This is a genomic window from Sphingomonas kyeonggiensis (assembly GCF_014204495.1).
GTDB classification, from domain to species: domain Bacteria; phylum Pseudomonadota; class Alphaproteobacteria; order Sphingomonadales; family Sphingomonadaceae; genus Sphingomonas; species Sphingomonas kyeonggiensis_A.
Window position 1 is genome coordinate 956,715 of record NZ_JACHLN010000003.1, and the last position, 14,921, is coordinate 971,635.

At 68.8% G+C, this 14,921-nt stretch carries 11 protein-coding genes; 6 read left to right on the forward strand and 5 right to left on the reverse strand.

The genetic code is table 11. The features are described from left to right. Positions 1–139 precede the first annotated feature (139 nt). The 3 genes from HNP52_RS18625 to HNP52_RS18635 are packed head-to-tail and all read left to right on the forward strand — an operon-like array spanning position 140 to position 2,630. On the forward strand, positions 140–1,333 hold the full coding sequence (locus HNP52_RS18625) for a glycosyltransferase (protein WP_184169098.1): 1,194 nt from the start codon (positions 140–142) through the stop codon (positions 1,331–1,333). After that, positions 1,330–1,893, forward strand: a complete 564-nt coding sequence (locus HNP52_RS18630) for a polysaccharide biosynthesis/export family protein (RefSeq protein ID WP_184169099.1) — start codon at positions 1,330–1,332, stop codon at positions 1,891–1,893. Before HNP52_RS18625 ends, HNP52_RS18630 begins: the two co-directional genes overlap by 4 nt. Next, the gene (locus HNP52_RS18635; RefSeq protein WP_260396211.1) at positions 1,893–2,630 is read left to right on the forward strand and encodes a serine O-acetyltransferase; all 738 of its coding nucleotides are present in this window, start codon (positions 1,893–1,895) and stop codon (positions 2,628–2,630) included. Before HNP52_RS18630 ends, HNP52_RS18635 begins: the two co-directional genes overlap by 1 nt. Here HNP52_RS18635 and HNP52_RS18640 read toward each other — a convergent pair. From HNP52_RS18640 to HNP52_RS18660, 5 genes are read right to left on the reverse strand one after another with little or no spacing between them, the layout of a single operon-like run. Then, positions 2,606–7,402: a hypothetical protein gene (locus tag HNP52_RS18640; RefSeq protein WP_184169100.1), complete on the reverse strand. Its 4,797-nt coding sequence runs from the start codon at positions 7,400–7,402 to the stop codon at positions 2,606–2,608. The genes HNP52_RS18635 and HNP52_RS18640 overlap by 25 nt on opposite strands. Positions 7,403–7,415: 13 nt before the next feature. Next, positions 7,416–8,714 (reverse strand): outer membrane beta-barrel protein, encoded by a 1,299-nt coding sequence (locus HNP52_RS18645; protein WP_184169101.1) that lies wholly within the window; start codon positions 8,712–8,714, stop codon positions 7,416–7,418. Continuing rightward, the gene (locus HNP52_RS18650) at positions 8,711–9,628 is read right to left on the reverse strand and encodes an endonuclease/exonuclease/phosphatase family protein (RefSeq protein WP_184169102.1); all 918 of its coding nucleotides are present in this window, start codon (positions 9,626–9,628) and stop codon (positions 8,711–8,713) included. Before HNP52_RS18650 ends, HNP52_RS18645 begins: the two co-directional genes overlap by 4 nt. Beyond that, the gene (locus tag HNP52_RS18655; RefSeq protein WP_184169103.1) at positions 9,625–10,578 is read right to left on the reverse strand and encodes a glycosyltransferase family A protein; all 954 of its coding nucleotides are present in this window, start codon (positions 10,576–10,578) and stop codon (positions 9,625–9,627) included. The genes HNP52_RS18650 and HNP52_RS18655 overlap by 4 nt, the downstream gene beginning before the upstream one ends. After that, on the reverse strand, positions 10,578–11,447 hold the full coding sequence (locus HNP52_RS18660) for a glycosyltransferase family 2 protein (RefSeq protein ID WP_184169104.1): 870 nt from the start codon (positions 11,445–11,447) through the stop codon (positions 10,578–10,580). The genes HNP52_RS18655 and HNP52_RS18660 overlap by 1 nt, the downstream gene beginning before the upstream one ends. Positions 11,448–11,671: 224 nt before the next feature. On the opposite strand from HNP52_RS18660, the gene HNP52_RS18665 reads away from it, so the two are divergent. The 3 genes from HNP52_RS18665 to HNP52_RS18675 are packed head-to-tail and all read left to right on the forward strand — an operon-like array spanning position 11,672 to position 14,902. Next, positions 11,672–12,433: a glycosyltransferase family 25 protein gene (locus HNP52_RS18665; protein WP_184169105.1), complete on the forward strand. Its 762-nt coding sequence runs from the start codon at positions 11,672–11,674 to the stop codon at positions 12,431–12,433. Further along, positions 12,423–13,904, forward strand: coding sequence for a lipopolysaccharide biosynthesis protein (locus HNP52_RS18670; protein ID WP_184169106.1), 1,482 nt, complete (start codon positions 12,423–12,425; stop codon positions 13,902–13,904). Before HNP52_RS18665 ends, HNP52_RS18670 begins: the two co-directional genes overlap by 11 nt. Then, entirely contained in the window at positions 13,901–14,902 is a 1,002-nt protein-coding gene (locus HNP52_RS18675; protein WP_184169107.1) for a polysaccharide pyruvyl transferase family protein, read from the forward strand. The genes HNP52_RS18670 and HNP52_RS18675 overlap by 4 nt, the downstream gene beginning before the upstream one ends. The last annotated feature ends 19 nt before the right edge of the window (positions 14,903–14,921 follow it).

The following is a 14,921-nucleotide window of genomic DNA, read 5'->3' on the forward strand; positions in this document are numbered from 1 at the left end:
CACCTCGCGGCGCCCTCTATTCGGCCAGTTGCCCCGCCCGGGCGGCAGGGCGGTACGCAGCGTGGTGCAATGCAGCAAATCGCCGTGGTACGCCTTGTCGCAAGGGGGCCGTATTTCGCGCGAAAGCGAGCGAGGGACGATGCCGAACAACAAGCGAATAGTATTCGCGATCAATTCACTCGCCGGCGGTGGTGCCGAGCGCGTGCTCACGACTTTGCTCGGTGGCTCCGCACCGTGGCGCAACCGTTACGATATTCACCTGGCACTGCTCGACGATGAGGAGCGTGCTTATCAGGTGCCCGATTGGGTGCAGGTGCATCAGCTCGATGCCGGGCATAAATTGCTGCCCAGCCTCACCCAGCTGCGCGGGCTGCTCGGCCGGCTCCAGCCCGATGCGACGCTCAGCTTCCTCACCCGCGCCAATGTCGCCAATGCCTGGGCGATGGCCGGGCGCGGCAAGCCCTGGCTGATCAGCGAGCGGGTCAACACCAGCGCCCATCTCGGCAGCAATGTCTCGGCCCATGCCGCCCGGGCGATGGTCCGCTTCGCCTATCCCCGCGCCGCCCATGTCATCGCGGTATCGGAAGGGGTGGTCGACGATCTCGCCGACAATTTCGGCGTCCGGCGCGCCCGTATGTCGGCGATCGCCAACCCGGTGGATCATGACGCGATCGTCCGACTCGCCGCCGAGGAACCGGCCTTTGTCCCCGCCGGTCCCTATATCGTCGCCGCCGGCCGGCTGGTGCCCAACAAGAATTTCGCCCTGCTGCTGCGCGCCTATGCCAGGGCCGACCTCTCGGAACGGCTGTTGATCCTCGGCGAAGGGCCGGAGCGCACCGCGCTTGCCACGCTCGCCGCCTCGCTGGGCATCGCCGACCGGATCGACATGCCCGGCTTCATCGCCAATCCCTATGCGCTGCTCGCCCGCGCCCGCGCCTATGCGATGCCGTCCAATGCCGAGGGTTTCCCCAATGGCCTGGTCGAGGCGATGGCCTGCGGCGTGCCGGTGGTCGCCACCAACTGCGCCTCCGGCCCGTCCGAGATTCTGGCGCGCAGCCCCCGGCATGCGATCAATGCCGGGATCGATGTCGAGGCCGGGGCATTGGTTCCCACCGATGACGTCAACGCCTTTGCCGCGGCCCTGCGCCGGGTGCTGTCCGAGCCGCGCCGCACTGCCTGTGGCGCTGCCGCCCGTGCACGCTCGCTCGACTATGGCGTCGAACGGGCCGCGACCAACTACTGGGACCGGATCGAGGCCGCGCTCGCCGCGCCGCCCGCCCCGGCGCCCAGCCTCAACGACAATGTACGTCTGCGTCAGGGAGTAACCTCATGAAGTGGCACATGCAGATCGCGCTGGCGGGGGCGCTTGCGATGCTCGCCGGCTGCGCCGGCCAGGCCCCGCTTGCCGGCACGGGCGCACCGCCGCCGGCCGCCGCCGCCTTCACCCTTTCGCCCGGCGACAAGGTGAAGGTCGCCACCTACGGCGAAGTCGCGCTCAGCGGCGATTTCGAAGTGACCCCGGCCGGCACCATCGCCTTCCCGCTGATCGGCGAGGTCAAGGCGGCCGGACTCGAGCCCGACCAGCTCTCCAAGGCGATCGAGACCCAGCTGCGCGAAGGCTATCTGCTCCAGCCCAAGGTCTCGGTACAGGTCGCCAGCTTCCGCCCGGTCTATATCCTGGGCGAGGTCAACAAGCCGGGCGAATATCCCTATACCCAGGGCCTCACCATCCGCGGCGCCGTCGCCAAGGCCGACGGCTTCACCTACCGGGCGAACGAGAAGCGCGTCTTCCTCAAGCGCGCCGGCGAGCCCGGCGAGCGCGCCTATCCGCTTAGCGCCGATTTCGCCGTGCTGCCCGGTGACACGATCCGCTTCGGGGAGCGCTATTTCTGATGGACATGGCCACGACAGGCTTCGCGCCCGATCCGGCGCTCGCTGAACCCTTGCCCGAAACCGGCAAGCCCCATCTGCGCGGCTGCCCGGTCAGCTTCGCCAAATTGAAGGCGCTGCTCGCCGCCGACCTGTACCGCTATGCGGGCCGGGTCAGCACGGGCGCATTCCTCAAGCACTATGCCTTCACGCCAGGCTATAAATACACGGTGCTGATGCGCACCGCCGGCTGGCTCAAGCTCAAGCCGGCCAAGGCGTTCGGCTTCTATCCGCTCGCCAAATGGCTGCTGCTGCGCGCCCGCTACAAATATGGCTTCGCCATCCCCGAATATATGGAGATCGGCCCGGGCCTGTTCCTCAACCGGTTCGGCGGTTTCTATTTCCATGGCGACACGGTGCTGGGCAGCAACGTCAACATCACGCACGGCGTAGTGCTCGGCTTCATGAACCGCGGCGCCAAGCGCGGCGCGCCGGTGATCGGCGACCGCACCTTCCTGGGCTCGGGGGCCAAGGTGATCGGCGGAATCCAGGTCGGCGCGGAAGCGGCGATCGGCGCCAATGCGGTGGTGACCAAGGACGTGCCGGATCGCGGCGTCGTCGGCGGCATCCCCGCCAAATTGCTCTCGGACCAGGGCTCGGACGGTTACATCAACCGCCTGGCCCCGCCCGAATTGCTCGCCGCCTGCGAAGGCGCGCTGCACGGCTGGGTTCAGGATCAGCCGAAGACGAAGTCGTTCTGATCCAGTGACGTGACGCCGCGCACCAGGATGGTGTCGGTGCCGCCGAGCTGGATCGTCACCCCGGCGCTGCTGGTGGTGAAGCGCAGCGCCTCATAGGCGATGTCGAAGGCGCTGAGGTCGATCCGGTCGGCCTCGGCGCCGCCACGGGTGAAGTCGGTGATCTCGTCCTGGCCCGAACCGCGCGCGAAGACGAAGCGGTCGCTTCCGCCCCCACCGGTCAGCTTGTCGTTGCCGCCCTTGGCGCCGACCGCCATGGTGATCGCGTCGCCGTACAGCACATCACTGCCGAGCCCGCCGATCAGCGTATCCGCCCCGCCGATCCCGGTCGCAGTCATGCTCATCCCGTCGCCGACCAGCACGTCATCGCCGTCCCCGCCATCAAGCGTATCCTTCGCCGCCAGCGAGGACACCCATTCGCTGTCGCCGACCAGCAGGTCGTTGCCCGCACCGCCATAGAGCCGGTCGGTCTGCTGGCCGCCGTACAGTGTGTCGGCCCCGTCCTCACCGTAGAGCAGGTCCTCATTCTTGCCGCCGTCCAGCCGGTCGGCGCCGAGCCCGCCCCAGAGCGTATCATTGCCGTCATCGCCCGACAGCGTGTCGGCGCCATCGCCGCCGGTCAGTACATTGGCCCCGGTGCTGCCGAGCAGCGTATCGTCAAAGGCCGAGCCTTGCGCGTTCTCGATGCTGGTCAGCTTGTCACCGGTAGCATCGCCGCCGCTCGCGGCCTGGGTGCGCAGATTGACCAGCACGCCGCCGAGCGAGCCGGCATATTCGACGGTGTCCGCGCCTGCTCCGCCATCAAGCACATCGCCGCCCGAGCCGCCGCGCAGCACATCGGCGCCGTCACCGCCCGAGAGCCGATCCTCGCCCCCGCCACCGACCAGGAAATTGTCGAGGGCATTGCCGGTCAGCGTCGCGCCGACCGTGCCGGTATAGACCAGCTCCTCGAGATTGGCGCCGAGCGTATAGCTGCTCGCGGCAGTGCGGACCCGGTCGCGCCCCTCGCCCGCCGCCTCGATCACCTGATCGCCGGCCTCATAGACGATGTAGAGGTCGTTGCCGGTGCCACCACGCAGCACGTCGTTACCGGCGCCGCCGTCGAGCTGGTCGTCGCCCGCGCCGCCGATCAGCACATCGTCGCCGCCGCGCCCATAGAGCATGTCGCCGGCCAGCGAATCGTCACTGCCCGTGATGCTATCGGCATAGTTTGAACCGATCACGGTCTCGATGCTCACCAGCCGGTCGCCCTCGGCCTCGCCACCATGATTGATATTGGTGGCCAGGTTCACGGTGATCGCGGTCGACTTGGTATAGTCGACCTGGTCACGTCCGGCCCCGCCATCGAGCAGGTCCGCACCCGCGCCGCCGACCAGCTTGTCGTCGCCGTCGAGCCCGTAAAGCACATCGTCGAGCGCCTTGCCGTAGATGCTGTTGCCGAGCGCATTTCCGGTGCCGGTGAAACTGCCGCTGCCGGTATAGCTCAGATCCTCGACGCCATCGGCCAGCGCCAGCGCGGACAGGCTGGTGCGCACGATGTCGGTTCCGCCCTCGGCCGCCTCGATGATCTGGTCACCGGCATTATCGACAACATAGCTGTCGTCGCCCCCGCCGCCGATCATCACGTCCGCGCCTGCGCCGCCATCGATCGTGTCATTGCCGCCGCCGCCGTCGAGCCGGTTGGCGTTGGCGTCGCCGGTCAGCGTATCGGCAAGGCCGCTGCCGACCACTGCCTCGATCCCCGAGATGCTGTCGCCCTGCGCATCGCCGCCCGACACGGCACCCGTCGCCAGGTTGACCTTCACCGCCGCGGCGCTGCCCGCATAGACCAGCGTATCGAACCCGCCCGCCCCATCGATCCGGTCGCCGCCTGCACCGCCGACCAGGATCTGGTCGCCGCCATCGCCGATCAGCGTGTCGGCGAAACTGGTGCCGATGAAGCGCTCGACCCCGTCGAAGTGATCGCCCTCGGCATCGCCGCCGGTGCTGATGCCGGTCTGCAGGTTGATCGAGATCGCGCTCGCATTGGCGCTGAAGTCGACCGTGTCCACGCCATCGCCGCCGATCAGCGTGTCCGCGCCGGCGCCGCCCTGGAGCAGATCGTCACCGCCCCGCCCTTCGAGACGATCCGCACCCGCACCGCCGTAGAGCGCCTCGCCGCCGCCCGTCCCCGCCAGCGCATCGTCAAAGCCCGAGCCGATCACCGACTCGATGCTCACCAGCCGATCGCCATCCGCCTGCACCGCCAGCGCGAGATCGACCCGCACCGCTATGGCCGAGTCCGCATAATCCGCCGTATCGAACCCGTCGCGCCCGTCGAGCAGGTCCGCGCCCGCGCCGCCAGCCAGACGATTGGCGCCGGCATCGCCGTAGAGCATATCGGCGAAGGCCGTGCCGATCAGGTCCTCGATCGCCACCAGGGTCACGCCACCCGAAGCGGTGCCCGCGGCAAGGTCCGCCGTCACGCCGCTCGCGCCGCTCGCAAAGTCCGCCGCGTCGGTTCCGGCCCCGCCGTCGAGCCGATCCGCGCCGCCATTGCCGACCACCCGGTCATTGCCGGCACCGCCCGACAGCGCATTGGCCGTGCCATCCCCGGCCAGCACGTCGCCAAAGCCCGAGCCGGCCAGATTCTCGATCCCCGAAAGCACATCGCCCTGCGCGTCGCCGCCGCTGCCGGTGCCGCCCAGCGTCACGGTCACCGCCGCGCCGCTGGTCGAATAATCGGCGGTATCGATGCCCCCGCCGCCGGTCAGCCGATCCGCACCCGCACCGCCGACCAGCACATTGTCGAACGCATCGCCGCTCAGCACATCGTCGAACCCCGAGCCGACCAGCCGCTCGATCCCCGACAGCACGTCTCCCTGCGCATCCCCGCCGCTGCCGGTGCCCGCGACCAGATCGACCGTCACCGCCGCGCCGCTGCCCGAATAGTCCGCGCTGTCGAACCCCGTGCCGCCGATCAGCGCGTCACCTCCCGCTCCGCCAACCAGCAGATCGTCACCGCCGCGCCCGTCGATCCGGTCATTGCCCGCGCCGCCGCCGAACCAGTCGGCGCCGTCGGTGCCGGACAGCGTATCGGCAAAGGCGGAGCCTTCCACCGCCTCGATCCCGATCAGCCGGTCGCCCGCCGCCTCGCCGCCGCTCGCCGCGCCATTGGCGAGGTCGACCGTCACGCCCGCGGCGCTGCTGCCATAATCCACCCGGTCGATCCCGGCGCCGCCATCGAGCAGGTCCGCGCCCGCGCCGCCATCGAGCAGATCGTCGCCCGCGCCGCCCGAAAGCCTGTCGTCGCCATTGCCTCCGAACAGCCGGTTCGCCCCCGCATCGCCGGCAAGCACATCGGCAAGGGCCGATCCCTCGACATCCTCGAACCCGTCGAACAGGTCTCCCGCCGCATCGCCGCCGGCGGCCGTCAGCCGCGCCAGATCGACCTGCACCCCGGCGGCGCTACCCGCATAGCTGAGCAGGTCGCGCCCCGCGCCGCCGACCAATATGTCCGCCCCCGCACCGCCGCTCAGCACATCGTCGCCGGCATTGCCGAGAAGCATGTCGTCGCCCGCGCCACCGAGCAGCGCGTCCGCGCCCGCCGTGCCACCGATCCTGTCGTCACCCGCGGTACCCGCGGCCACCACTGCCTGCTGCCCGTTCAGGGTCAGCACCGAGCCGGTGCCCTTTTTCGAGACCACCGTGCCCGTCCCGGTGGCGAGCGCATAGTCGTTCACCGTCAGCGCGCCGTTCTTCTCGGCCAGGTTGAACAGGGTCGGCGAACCGGGATCGGAGAAGAACGCCCCGTCGATCGTCGCGCTCGCGCCTTCGGCCAGCCAGATATGCTCGCGATTGCCGCCGGGCGTGGAGGCTCCCGCGTCGAGGCTGACGATGTTGCTGAGCACCGCCCCGTCGCCCCACAGCCTTATGTTACGGCCATTGCCCGAGACGATCGCGCCATCGACCACGATGTTGTCGCTCTTCAGGTCGAGCCCGCCATCGCTGTTGCCGGTGGCGATCACGTCGCGCAGCGTGATGTTGTAGGTGCCGCGCTCGGTCGCGAAGCCGTCGCCGTTTCGGTAATCGTTCACCGTGTCGAGCGCGTTGCGCATCGCGACATGGTCGATCACCACGTCATGCGCGGTGCCGTCGATATGCACGCCGATCGCGAAATTGTCGCCGTCCTGCAGCTGGCTGTCGCCGCGCACATCCTCGATCAGCACGTTGCTGCTGTTGTACTGGACGCGGATCACGCCCTTGGAATAGCCGTCCACCGCGACATCGCGGATCGTCAGCCCGGTGATGCTCGCCCCGGCATTGGCGCCCGAGGCGATATTGTCGAAGAAGCGCATCACATTGCGCGCCTCGACATGCTCGATCACCAGGTTGCTGAGGTCGCCGCCCACCCGGAAGCCCGTGCCGACATTCTCGAAGGCGATGTCGCTGAACTTCAGATTGTTCGCCCCGCCGAGCAGCCGGAACACTTCCTCGCCATCCGCGCCGGCCGGATCGAACGGATCGGCCCGCGTCCCGACGATGGTCGCCGCCATCGCATTGCCGGCGCTGTCGACGCCCCGGATCGTCACCGGCGCGCTCGCCGAGCCGCCCGCCACGATCGCCAATGCCTCGCTCGGCGCCGTATAGGCACCCTGGTCGGCCAGCATCAGCACCTGCCCGCCCGGCCCGGCCGCGGCGATCAGCTTCGGCAGGTCCTTCAGCGTCGCGGCGTTGGCAGCGCTCGATCCGTCGCCCGAACCGCTTCCGGTCGGCGAGATATACAGCGTCGGCATGGCAGGAGTTTCCTCATAGGCCCGAGAAGGTCACCCCCATTGAAATCCGGTTGTCGGTAAACCGGCGCCCCGCCGTTACACCCCAGCTTGCCTGGGTCCGCCGCTGCAGGTCGAGCCGCAGCGCCATCCGCTTGCTGACCAGGTACGAACCGCTGGCCCGCCAGGTCCAGCGATCGTCGCTCCGGTCGATATTGTTGAAGTCGCGCTTCTCCAGTTCGCCGCCCACGCCCAGGATCAGGTTGCGCAGCAGCTCGTAATCGGCGCGCAGCGTCATGTTGGTCGCGAGATAGCCGGTTGCGCCGTTGACGCCGGTCTCGCGGATGCCCCGATCGATCGTGCCGGTGATCGTCACCAGGGGCGTGAGGAAATAGGCAAGCTCGCCGCGCACCAGGAAGCCGGAGATGTCATGGAACTGCGCCGGCTTGTAGTCCTGCCGGATATAGCCGAGCCGCAGCGCGCCGCGCGCCTTGCGCCCCAGCTCGAAGCTGGCGCCGCCGGCCAGTTCGAAGCCGCTCGAATCGCGCGCCGGCACCGGCCCGGTCCGCTCGCGATAGTCGCGCTGGTTGACCGATCCGGCGACGAACAGCGCGATGCTCGGGCTCAGCGCATATTCGCCGATCGCCGTGCCGGTATAGGTCGTGTGGTCGCGGAAATCCTGGTCGATCGCCGCGCCCGAAGGCGTGACGCTGTCGGCATAATTGCGGTTCTCGACATCGAACACGCCGCGCACCCGCAACCGGTTGAAGACATGGGTGTAGGTCGCCGTCCCCTCGCTCAGCGTGAAGCGGATCGGCCGCGTCGCCTGGGTCGGGGAGTCGGGCGAAACGCGCTCCTGGCTGTAGCGCCCGTTGCGCAGCGCCAGGTTGAACGTGTCCGACTTGCTGATCGTGTAGAGCGCGCTCGCGTTCACCGCATATTGCGTAGCATTCTCACTCGCCCGCTTCGCATAGCGCAACAGGTCGAGCTCGCCGTCCAGGCTTAGCTTGAGCGTCGGCGAAGGCCGGACCAGCGACACTTTCGGCCGGATACGCAGATACGCATCGCCGGTCCGGTCGTCGGGCTGGGCATAGAGATTGTCGTCATAGCCGGCACCGATCGCCACGCGCGGCATCAGCTCGAGCGTGCCGACATGGATCGGCTCGGGCGTGTAATCCGGCCGCCGCCGCTCGAGCACGCCGACATTGCGGTCGCGCCCGAACGGATTCTCGCTCGCCACCGAGCCGAGCCCGTCGGTCGCGTCCGATTGCTGGGCGAGCGCCGGCGTCGCCAGCGCACAGCCGCCGAGCAGCAGGGTCCAGGCCGCGCGCTTCATCGGCGTCCCAGCGTGACGAGCACCGGCCGGTGGTCCGATCCGGTCGCCCGAAGTTTCTCGGCCGACACCAGCCCCCAGTCGGGTCCGGCATAGAGCTGGTCGATCGGCAGCACGGGGAGGACGCGCGGCCAGCTCGGCAGCGCGCGGGTCATGCGGGTGAGCGGCGCGAAGCCTTGGTCTTGCGCATGCATCGCAGCGGCCCAGGGGGTGAGGTTCATGTCGCCTGCAACGATGAGCCCCTCGCGATCGATCCGTGCCAGCGCCTGCGCCATGTCGCGTATCCGCACCGCCTGGTCGCGCATGGTCGGATGCGGATAGTGAAGGGTAATCACGGTGAAGGGGCGCTGGTCGGGCCCGATGATCCGTGCCCAGGTCAGGGGCGGCCCGAATTTCCGCCCAGCTTCGTCCCGCAGCAGATAGCCGCTGTCGTCGATCGGCCAGCGCGACAGGATCGCCATGCCGCAGCCCTTTGGGCAATCGGTGCCATAAGGCAATTTCTGGCGCAGCGCCGCCAGCATCGGGCGGAAATTGCCGTCCAGTTCCTGCAGCATCACCACATCGGGCCGGGCGTCGAGGATCGTCTGCGCGGTCTCGGCGGGATCGCTGTTCTTCACCCAGACATTGTGGCTGAGCACCCGCACCTGCTGCATGCCCGATCGCGCGCGCGGCACGTCGCGGGTCAACTCGGGCACCACGCGCAATGCTACCGGCGCCAGCCCGAGCAATGCCGCCGCGATCGCCCACAGTCCCAGCCGCCGGCCCAGCGCGAGTCCGATCAGGATCATCAGCCCGAACAGGGGCATGAAGGAAGCGAACGCGTCGAGCATCGGCATGAAGGCGCCTGCATAGGACACCCACGCCGCGAGGCTGCCCCCCGCGATCAGCAGGGCGCCCAGGATGCGGACCAGCCTCACGCGCGGGCAAGCAGCCGGTTACGCAGGGCATGGCCGGATTGCCGGAGCGGTGCCGGGATCAGCTTGGCGGCGAGCAGCAGCGCGGCGGTGCCGGCGCCTTCGGGCAGATAGACATCGCCCACCCGGATCGCGGTGCGCCCCGGATGCTTCATCGCATAGCGGGCGTAATGCGCGATCTCCTGGTTAACCAGCCGCCGCAGCAGCGCCGCTTCGCGCGGCCCCGCCCCATCGATCAGTCCGCGCGCGGTATCGACGAGACAGGGCAGCCCCAACGTCGTGGTCGACTTGCTCACCTTGTTCTCGGAATCACGGTGGAACACCGCGCTCGCCCGCGGATCGTAGCGCAGCCTCCCTCGCGCCAGCACGCGCAGCCACAAATCCTTGTCGCCGCCGCGTACCGCCTTGCCTTCGGGAAACAACCCCGCGGCGAACAATGCGTCACGCCGGATCGCGATCGCCCCGGTCCACATCGGGCATTCGCGCACCGCCAGCCAGGCATCGAGGAACCCCGCCAGGTCGAGCGTCACCGGCTGCGCGAGCGACGGCGAGATCCGCTGCGGCTGGCTGCGATCGGCAAAGACATGGTCGAACCGCGTCGCCACCGCCGACACCGCCGGATCGGCCGCAATCCCCTCGGCAAGCTGGGCGAGATGTTCGGGCGCCCAGAGATCATCGGCGTCGAGGAAGGCGATCCAGTCGCCCTCCGCCGCGCGAATGCCCAGGTTGCGCCCGGCATAGCCGCCCGGCCCCGGGATCGGCAGGTCGAGCAGCCGGATGCGCGGATCGTCAATCGCGGCGACCAGCGCGCGCGCGCCATCGGTCGAGCGGTTGTCGATCACCACGACCTCCTGGGGCGGCAGGCGCTGCGCCAGCACGCTGTCGATCGCGGCGCGGACATGCCCGGCCTTGTTGAAGAGCGGCATCACCACGGAGAAATTCGGGGACGTCATCAGTCGCGTGCTGCCTTTCGCCCCCCGGCGAGATGGAAGAATTCGCCCACCGCCACCCCGGCGAGCTCGATCGTCAGAAGCATCACCGCCAGCCGGCGGCGCAGCGACAATTCGCGCGAAACCGCCGCGCGCCGCAGGCGGCGGACCGTGTCCACCGCGGTCACGCCCAGCACATGCGCCAGCCTCGGGCGCTTCGCCGTGCGATCCCAGCGCCCGCCGCTCAGCCGCTGCCGCTTGCGCACCAGCTCGGCCCGGTTCGCGCGCACCGGGTGGCGCACCACCATCTCGGGCACATAGACCAGCGGATACCCCGCCTCGCGGATGCGCAGCGCCATCTGCCGGTCGCCGCCCGATTTGAGCGCGGCATCGAACCCGCCCAGCTGCTTGAGCACCGCCGTCTCGCTCGCCCAATTGGCGGTGGCGCAATTGCCGCGCGCCGCATGCGCCTGAGGGAAACTGAACAGCCGCTCATAGTCGCCGAACACTTCGCGTTCCTGTGCGATCTCGTCGAACAGCTCGATCTTGCCGGCGAGCACGCCGAAGCCCGGATGGGCAGCCGCCGCGCGCAGCACCTGTTCCAGCCAGTCGGGCACCGGCGTGCAATCGGCATCGGTAAAGGCGGTGATCGGCGCATCCACGCGCCCGATCCCCAGGTTGCGCGCAACATAGGAGCCGGGCCGCGTCTCCGCGATCACCTCCACGCCCGCGAAGCCGCGCGCGATCTCGGCGGTCGAATCGCTCGATCCATTATCGACGACGATGATCTGATATGCGTCACGCGGGATGGTCTGCCGGGATAACGCCTCCAGGCAGCGGCCGATCACCGCTTCTCCGTTCCACACGGGTATGACGACAGCTACTTGAAACATAGATACGCCTGTTCAGTGCAGTCAGGCTTCAGACAGCCCGGCGCAGCGCCCGGGTCAACCGCATGTCGCACCTGCGAAGACGAGCTGCCCCTTTGTCCGGATGACCGGAGCCAAACCCGCCTTCGCGCCTCAAGATTTGCCCGCTACCAAGGATCGCGCCGGACGATTCAATGTTGTTGCACTGCATCATGCAGGTGGGAACATGAGCAGGAGGCGTGTGCTTAATGGGTGAGTCCCTGCCCGAACTGGGGGACGCCGCCGAAGTTCTGGTGGTGTCGCTCGAAACTGCTGAAGCGCGTCGTGCGGCATTTGCCGCGCGGGCGACGGGCACGTCGCTCGTCTGGCGCTTCTTCGATGCGTGCACCGGCCCCGCGCCGGGCATGACTCTCGACGAACCCGCGATCCGCGCCAACAAGGGGCGCGCGATGAGCAAGGGCGAGATCGGCTGCTATGCCAGCCATTTCTCGATCTGGCTCGACATGGTCGTGCGCGGCGTGCCCCAGGCGATCGTGCTGGAAGACGATACCGTCGTCGACTGGGACTATCTGGAGCCGCTCGCCCGCACCGATCTGCGGGCGCAGGGGATCGACTATCTGCGTCTCTATGCCAAGCGCCCCACCTGGCAGCGCGTGGTACGGCGCGATTTCCTGCAGCATTCGCGCACCATCGTCGAGCTGGTCGGCCCCGCCTATGGCACCCAGGGCTATGCGATCACGCTCGAGGGCGCGCGCCGCCTGGTCGAGCATTGCCGCATCGTCCGCCGTCCCGTGGACGACGAGATGGACCGCAGCTGGGCGCACGGCCTGCCCAACCTCGCGCTGTTTCCCGCGCCGATCCTCGAGGCGGCGGTGGTGTCGGACATCGGCGCCGCGCGTTTCGGGCCCAAGACCGATCCGCTCTATCATTCGCTGCGGCAGAAGATCTGGCGCCACGCCGAGCGCACCCGCATGCGCATGCTGAAAGCGAGGCGCCTGCTTGAACGCTGAGCTTCCCAACCGCTTCGACGACGGGCTGCGCGCCCGCAGCCGCAGCTCGATCGGCTGGACGGTCACGCGCTTCCTGTCGGATCAGCTCTTCTCCTTCATCGTCTTCGTCATCCTCGCCCGCCTGCTCACCCGCGCGGACATCGGCGCGTTCGCGGTGATGGCGGTGACGGCGGAGGCGTTCCGGATCATCGCCACCGCCGGGCTCGTCCAGACCATCGCGAGGCGCAGCGAGATCACGCCGCATTTCCTCGACACCATCTACCGCTCGCAACAGGGCTTCTCCTTCCTCTCCGCCGCGCTGATCGTCGCGCTCGCCCAGCCGATCGCCGATCTGATGGGCGCGCCGAACATCGCGCTGCCGCTCGCGGTGATGAGCCTGGTCCTGCCGATCTCCTCCTTCGGCGGCACCCATCTCGCGCTGCGCCTGCGCGAGTTCGGCCACAAGACCACGGCCTTGCGCTCGGTGGTCGGCGGGCTGATCGGCGGCACCTGCGCGGTGGTCGCGGCGTTCGCCGGGCTCGGCCTGTGGAGCCTGGTCGTCCAGCGCCTCGTCACCGAGATCGCCGGCGCGATCCTGTCGCGCATGTCCTATGACTGGAAGCCGGGCTGGAAGTTCGATCGCGGCATCCTGCGCGACAACCTCATGCTCAACGCCAGCCTGATCTATGTCCAGCTGGTCTTCCTCGCGACCGTGCGCGTCCAGGAAATGGCGATCGGCGCGGGCATCGGCCTCGCCGCGGTCGGCGTCTACCGCACCGCCTGGCGTACCGTCGAGCTGATCGGCCGCGGCGCGATCCAGCCCTTCACCCAGGTCGCGGTGCAGACCCTCGCCCGCGTCAAGGACGAGCCGGCCGAGCTGCGCCAGGCCTATCGCTGGATGATCGCCCAGGCCTCGGCGATCTCCTTCCCGGCGCTGGTCGGCTTCGGCGCGCTCGCCCCCGTCGCCATCCCCACCGTGTTCGGCGCGAAGTGGGACGAGGCCGGGCAGCTCGCCCAGATCTTCGCCTTCATGGCGGTGCCTTTCACGCTCAACTTCTTCGCCTCGCCCTCGCTCAGCGTGCTCGGCGCCTCGCGCAGCCTGATGTCGCTGTCGACCACCCAGCTGGTGCTCGGCGTGATCCTCACCCTCGCCGCGCTGCCCTATGGCCTGCTCGCGGTCGCCGTCTCCTATGTCGGGCGCGCCTATCTCACCTTGCCGATGCAGATCCTGCTGCTGCGCCGCGCCTCGGGCATCCGCCCGGTCGATACCTGGCGCGCGGTCGGCGCCCCGCTGATCGCCTCTACCGCGATGGGCGTCGCGCTCGCGGTCGCGATGCGGCTGCTCGACACGCATCTCTCGGGCTGGAGCGTGCTGCTCCTGCTCACCGGGCTCGGCGCGCTTTTCTACGGCGCCCTGCTTCTCGCCATCTCGCGGCCGTGGCGCGGCCGTCTCCTGTCCCTGTCCAGACGCCTCAGAAAGGGCCGGATATGACCACCAAGACTGCCGACCAGCTCATCGGCGAACTCGCCCAGCGTTTTGCCCAGGTGCTCGACAGCGTGCTGCCCGCGGGCCGCATCGCTTTGGTCGATTTCCCCGATCACTCCAATGTCGGCGATTCCGCCATCTGGCTCGGCGAGATGGCCTATCTCAAGAAGCGCGGCCGCCTGCCTGTCTATTATTCGGCGATCACCGATTTCGACGATGCCGCCTGCCGCGCCGCGATCGGGGGCGGCCCGATTTTGATCCATGGCGGCGGCAATATGGGCACGCTCTGGCCGAAGCACGAATCCTTCCGCCTCCACCTGCTACGCACCCACCGTGGCCATCCGATCATCCAGATGCCCGAATCGATCCACTATGCCGATCCCGAGGCAGCGCGCGAGATGGCCGAGGCGATCCGCGCGCACGGCAAGTTCACCCTGCTCGTCCGCGACGCCCGCTCGCTCGCCTTTGCCCGCGAGCATTTCGATTGCCCGATCCATCTCTGCCCCGATGCCGCGCTGATGCTCGGCCGCCAGCAGCGCGCCCCCGCGACCTCGCCGGTCTTCGCGCTGCTCCGCACCGATCACGAGCGCGCCGCCGGCACCGACGAAGCGCTCCCGGCCGGCGTGGTCGCGGATGACTGGCTGATCGAGGATCCCGCCCAGAAGCGCCATCTCCGCCTCTCGCTCAAGCTCAACCGGCTGCTCAACCGCGACCCGATGGCGCAGCGCGCCACCCGCCAGCGCCGACTGGCCGAATGGCGCTTCCAGCGCGGCCTGGCGATGCTCTCCACCGGCGAGATCGTCGTCACCGATCGGCTGCACGCGCATATCCTGTCGCTGCTGCTCGATATCCCGCACGTGCTGCTCGACAACAGCTACGGCAAGGTCGCGGGCTTCGCCGACCAGTGGACGGCCGACTATGCCGGCCTGCTGCGCGCCACCAGCCGGCCCCAGGGCTTCGCCACCGCGCTCGCCTGCCGAACCCCGCAGATCGTCAACGGCTAGGAGCCCGGCAGGAGGCGCC

Excerpts from the sequence above, each read along its gene's own strand:
- HNP52_RS18625 (WP_184169098.1), top strand. The coding sequence starts at position 140 with ATGCCGAACAACAAGCGAATAGTATTCGCGATCAATTCACTCGCCGGC.
- HNP52_RS18630 (WP_184169099.1), top strand. The coding sequence starts at position 1,330 with ATGAAGTGGCACATGCAGATCGCGCTGGCGGGGGCGCTTGCGATGCTC.
- HNP52_RS18635 (WP_260396211.1), top strand. The coding sequence starts at position 1,893 with ATGGACATGGCCACGACAGGCTTCGCGCCCGATCCGGCGCTCGCTGAA.
- HNP52_RS18640 (WP_184169100.1), bottom strand. The coding sequence starts at position 7,402 with ATGCCGACGCTGTATATCTCGCCGACCGGAAGCGGTTCGGGCGACGGA.
- HNP52_RS18645 (WP_184169101.1), bottom strand. The coding sequence starts at position 8,714 with ATGAAGCGCGCGGCCTGGACCCTGCTGCTCGGCGGCTGTGCGCTGGCG.
- HNP52_RS18655 (WP_184169103.1), bottom strand. The coding sequence starts at position 10,578 with ATGACGTCCCCGAATTTCTCCGTGGTGATGCCGCTCTTCAACAAGGCC.
- HNP52_RS18660 (WP_184169104.1), bottom strand. The coding sequence starts at position 11,447 with ATGTTTCAAGTAGCTGTCGTCATACCCGTGTGGAACGGAGAAGCGGTG.
- HNP52_RS18665 (WP_184169105.1), top strand. The coding sequence starts at position 11,672 with ATGGGTGAGTCCCTGCCCGAACTGGGGGACGCCGCCGAAGTTCTGGTG.
- HNP52_RS18675 (WP_184169107.1), top strand. The coding sequence starts at position 13,901 with ATGACCACCAAGACTGCCGACCAGCTCATCGGCGAACTCGCCCAGCGT.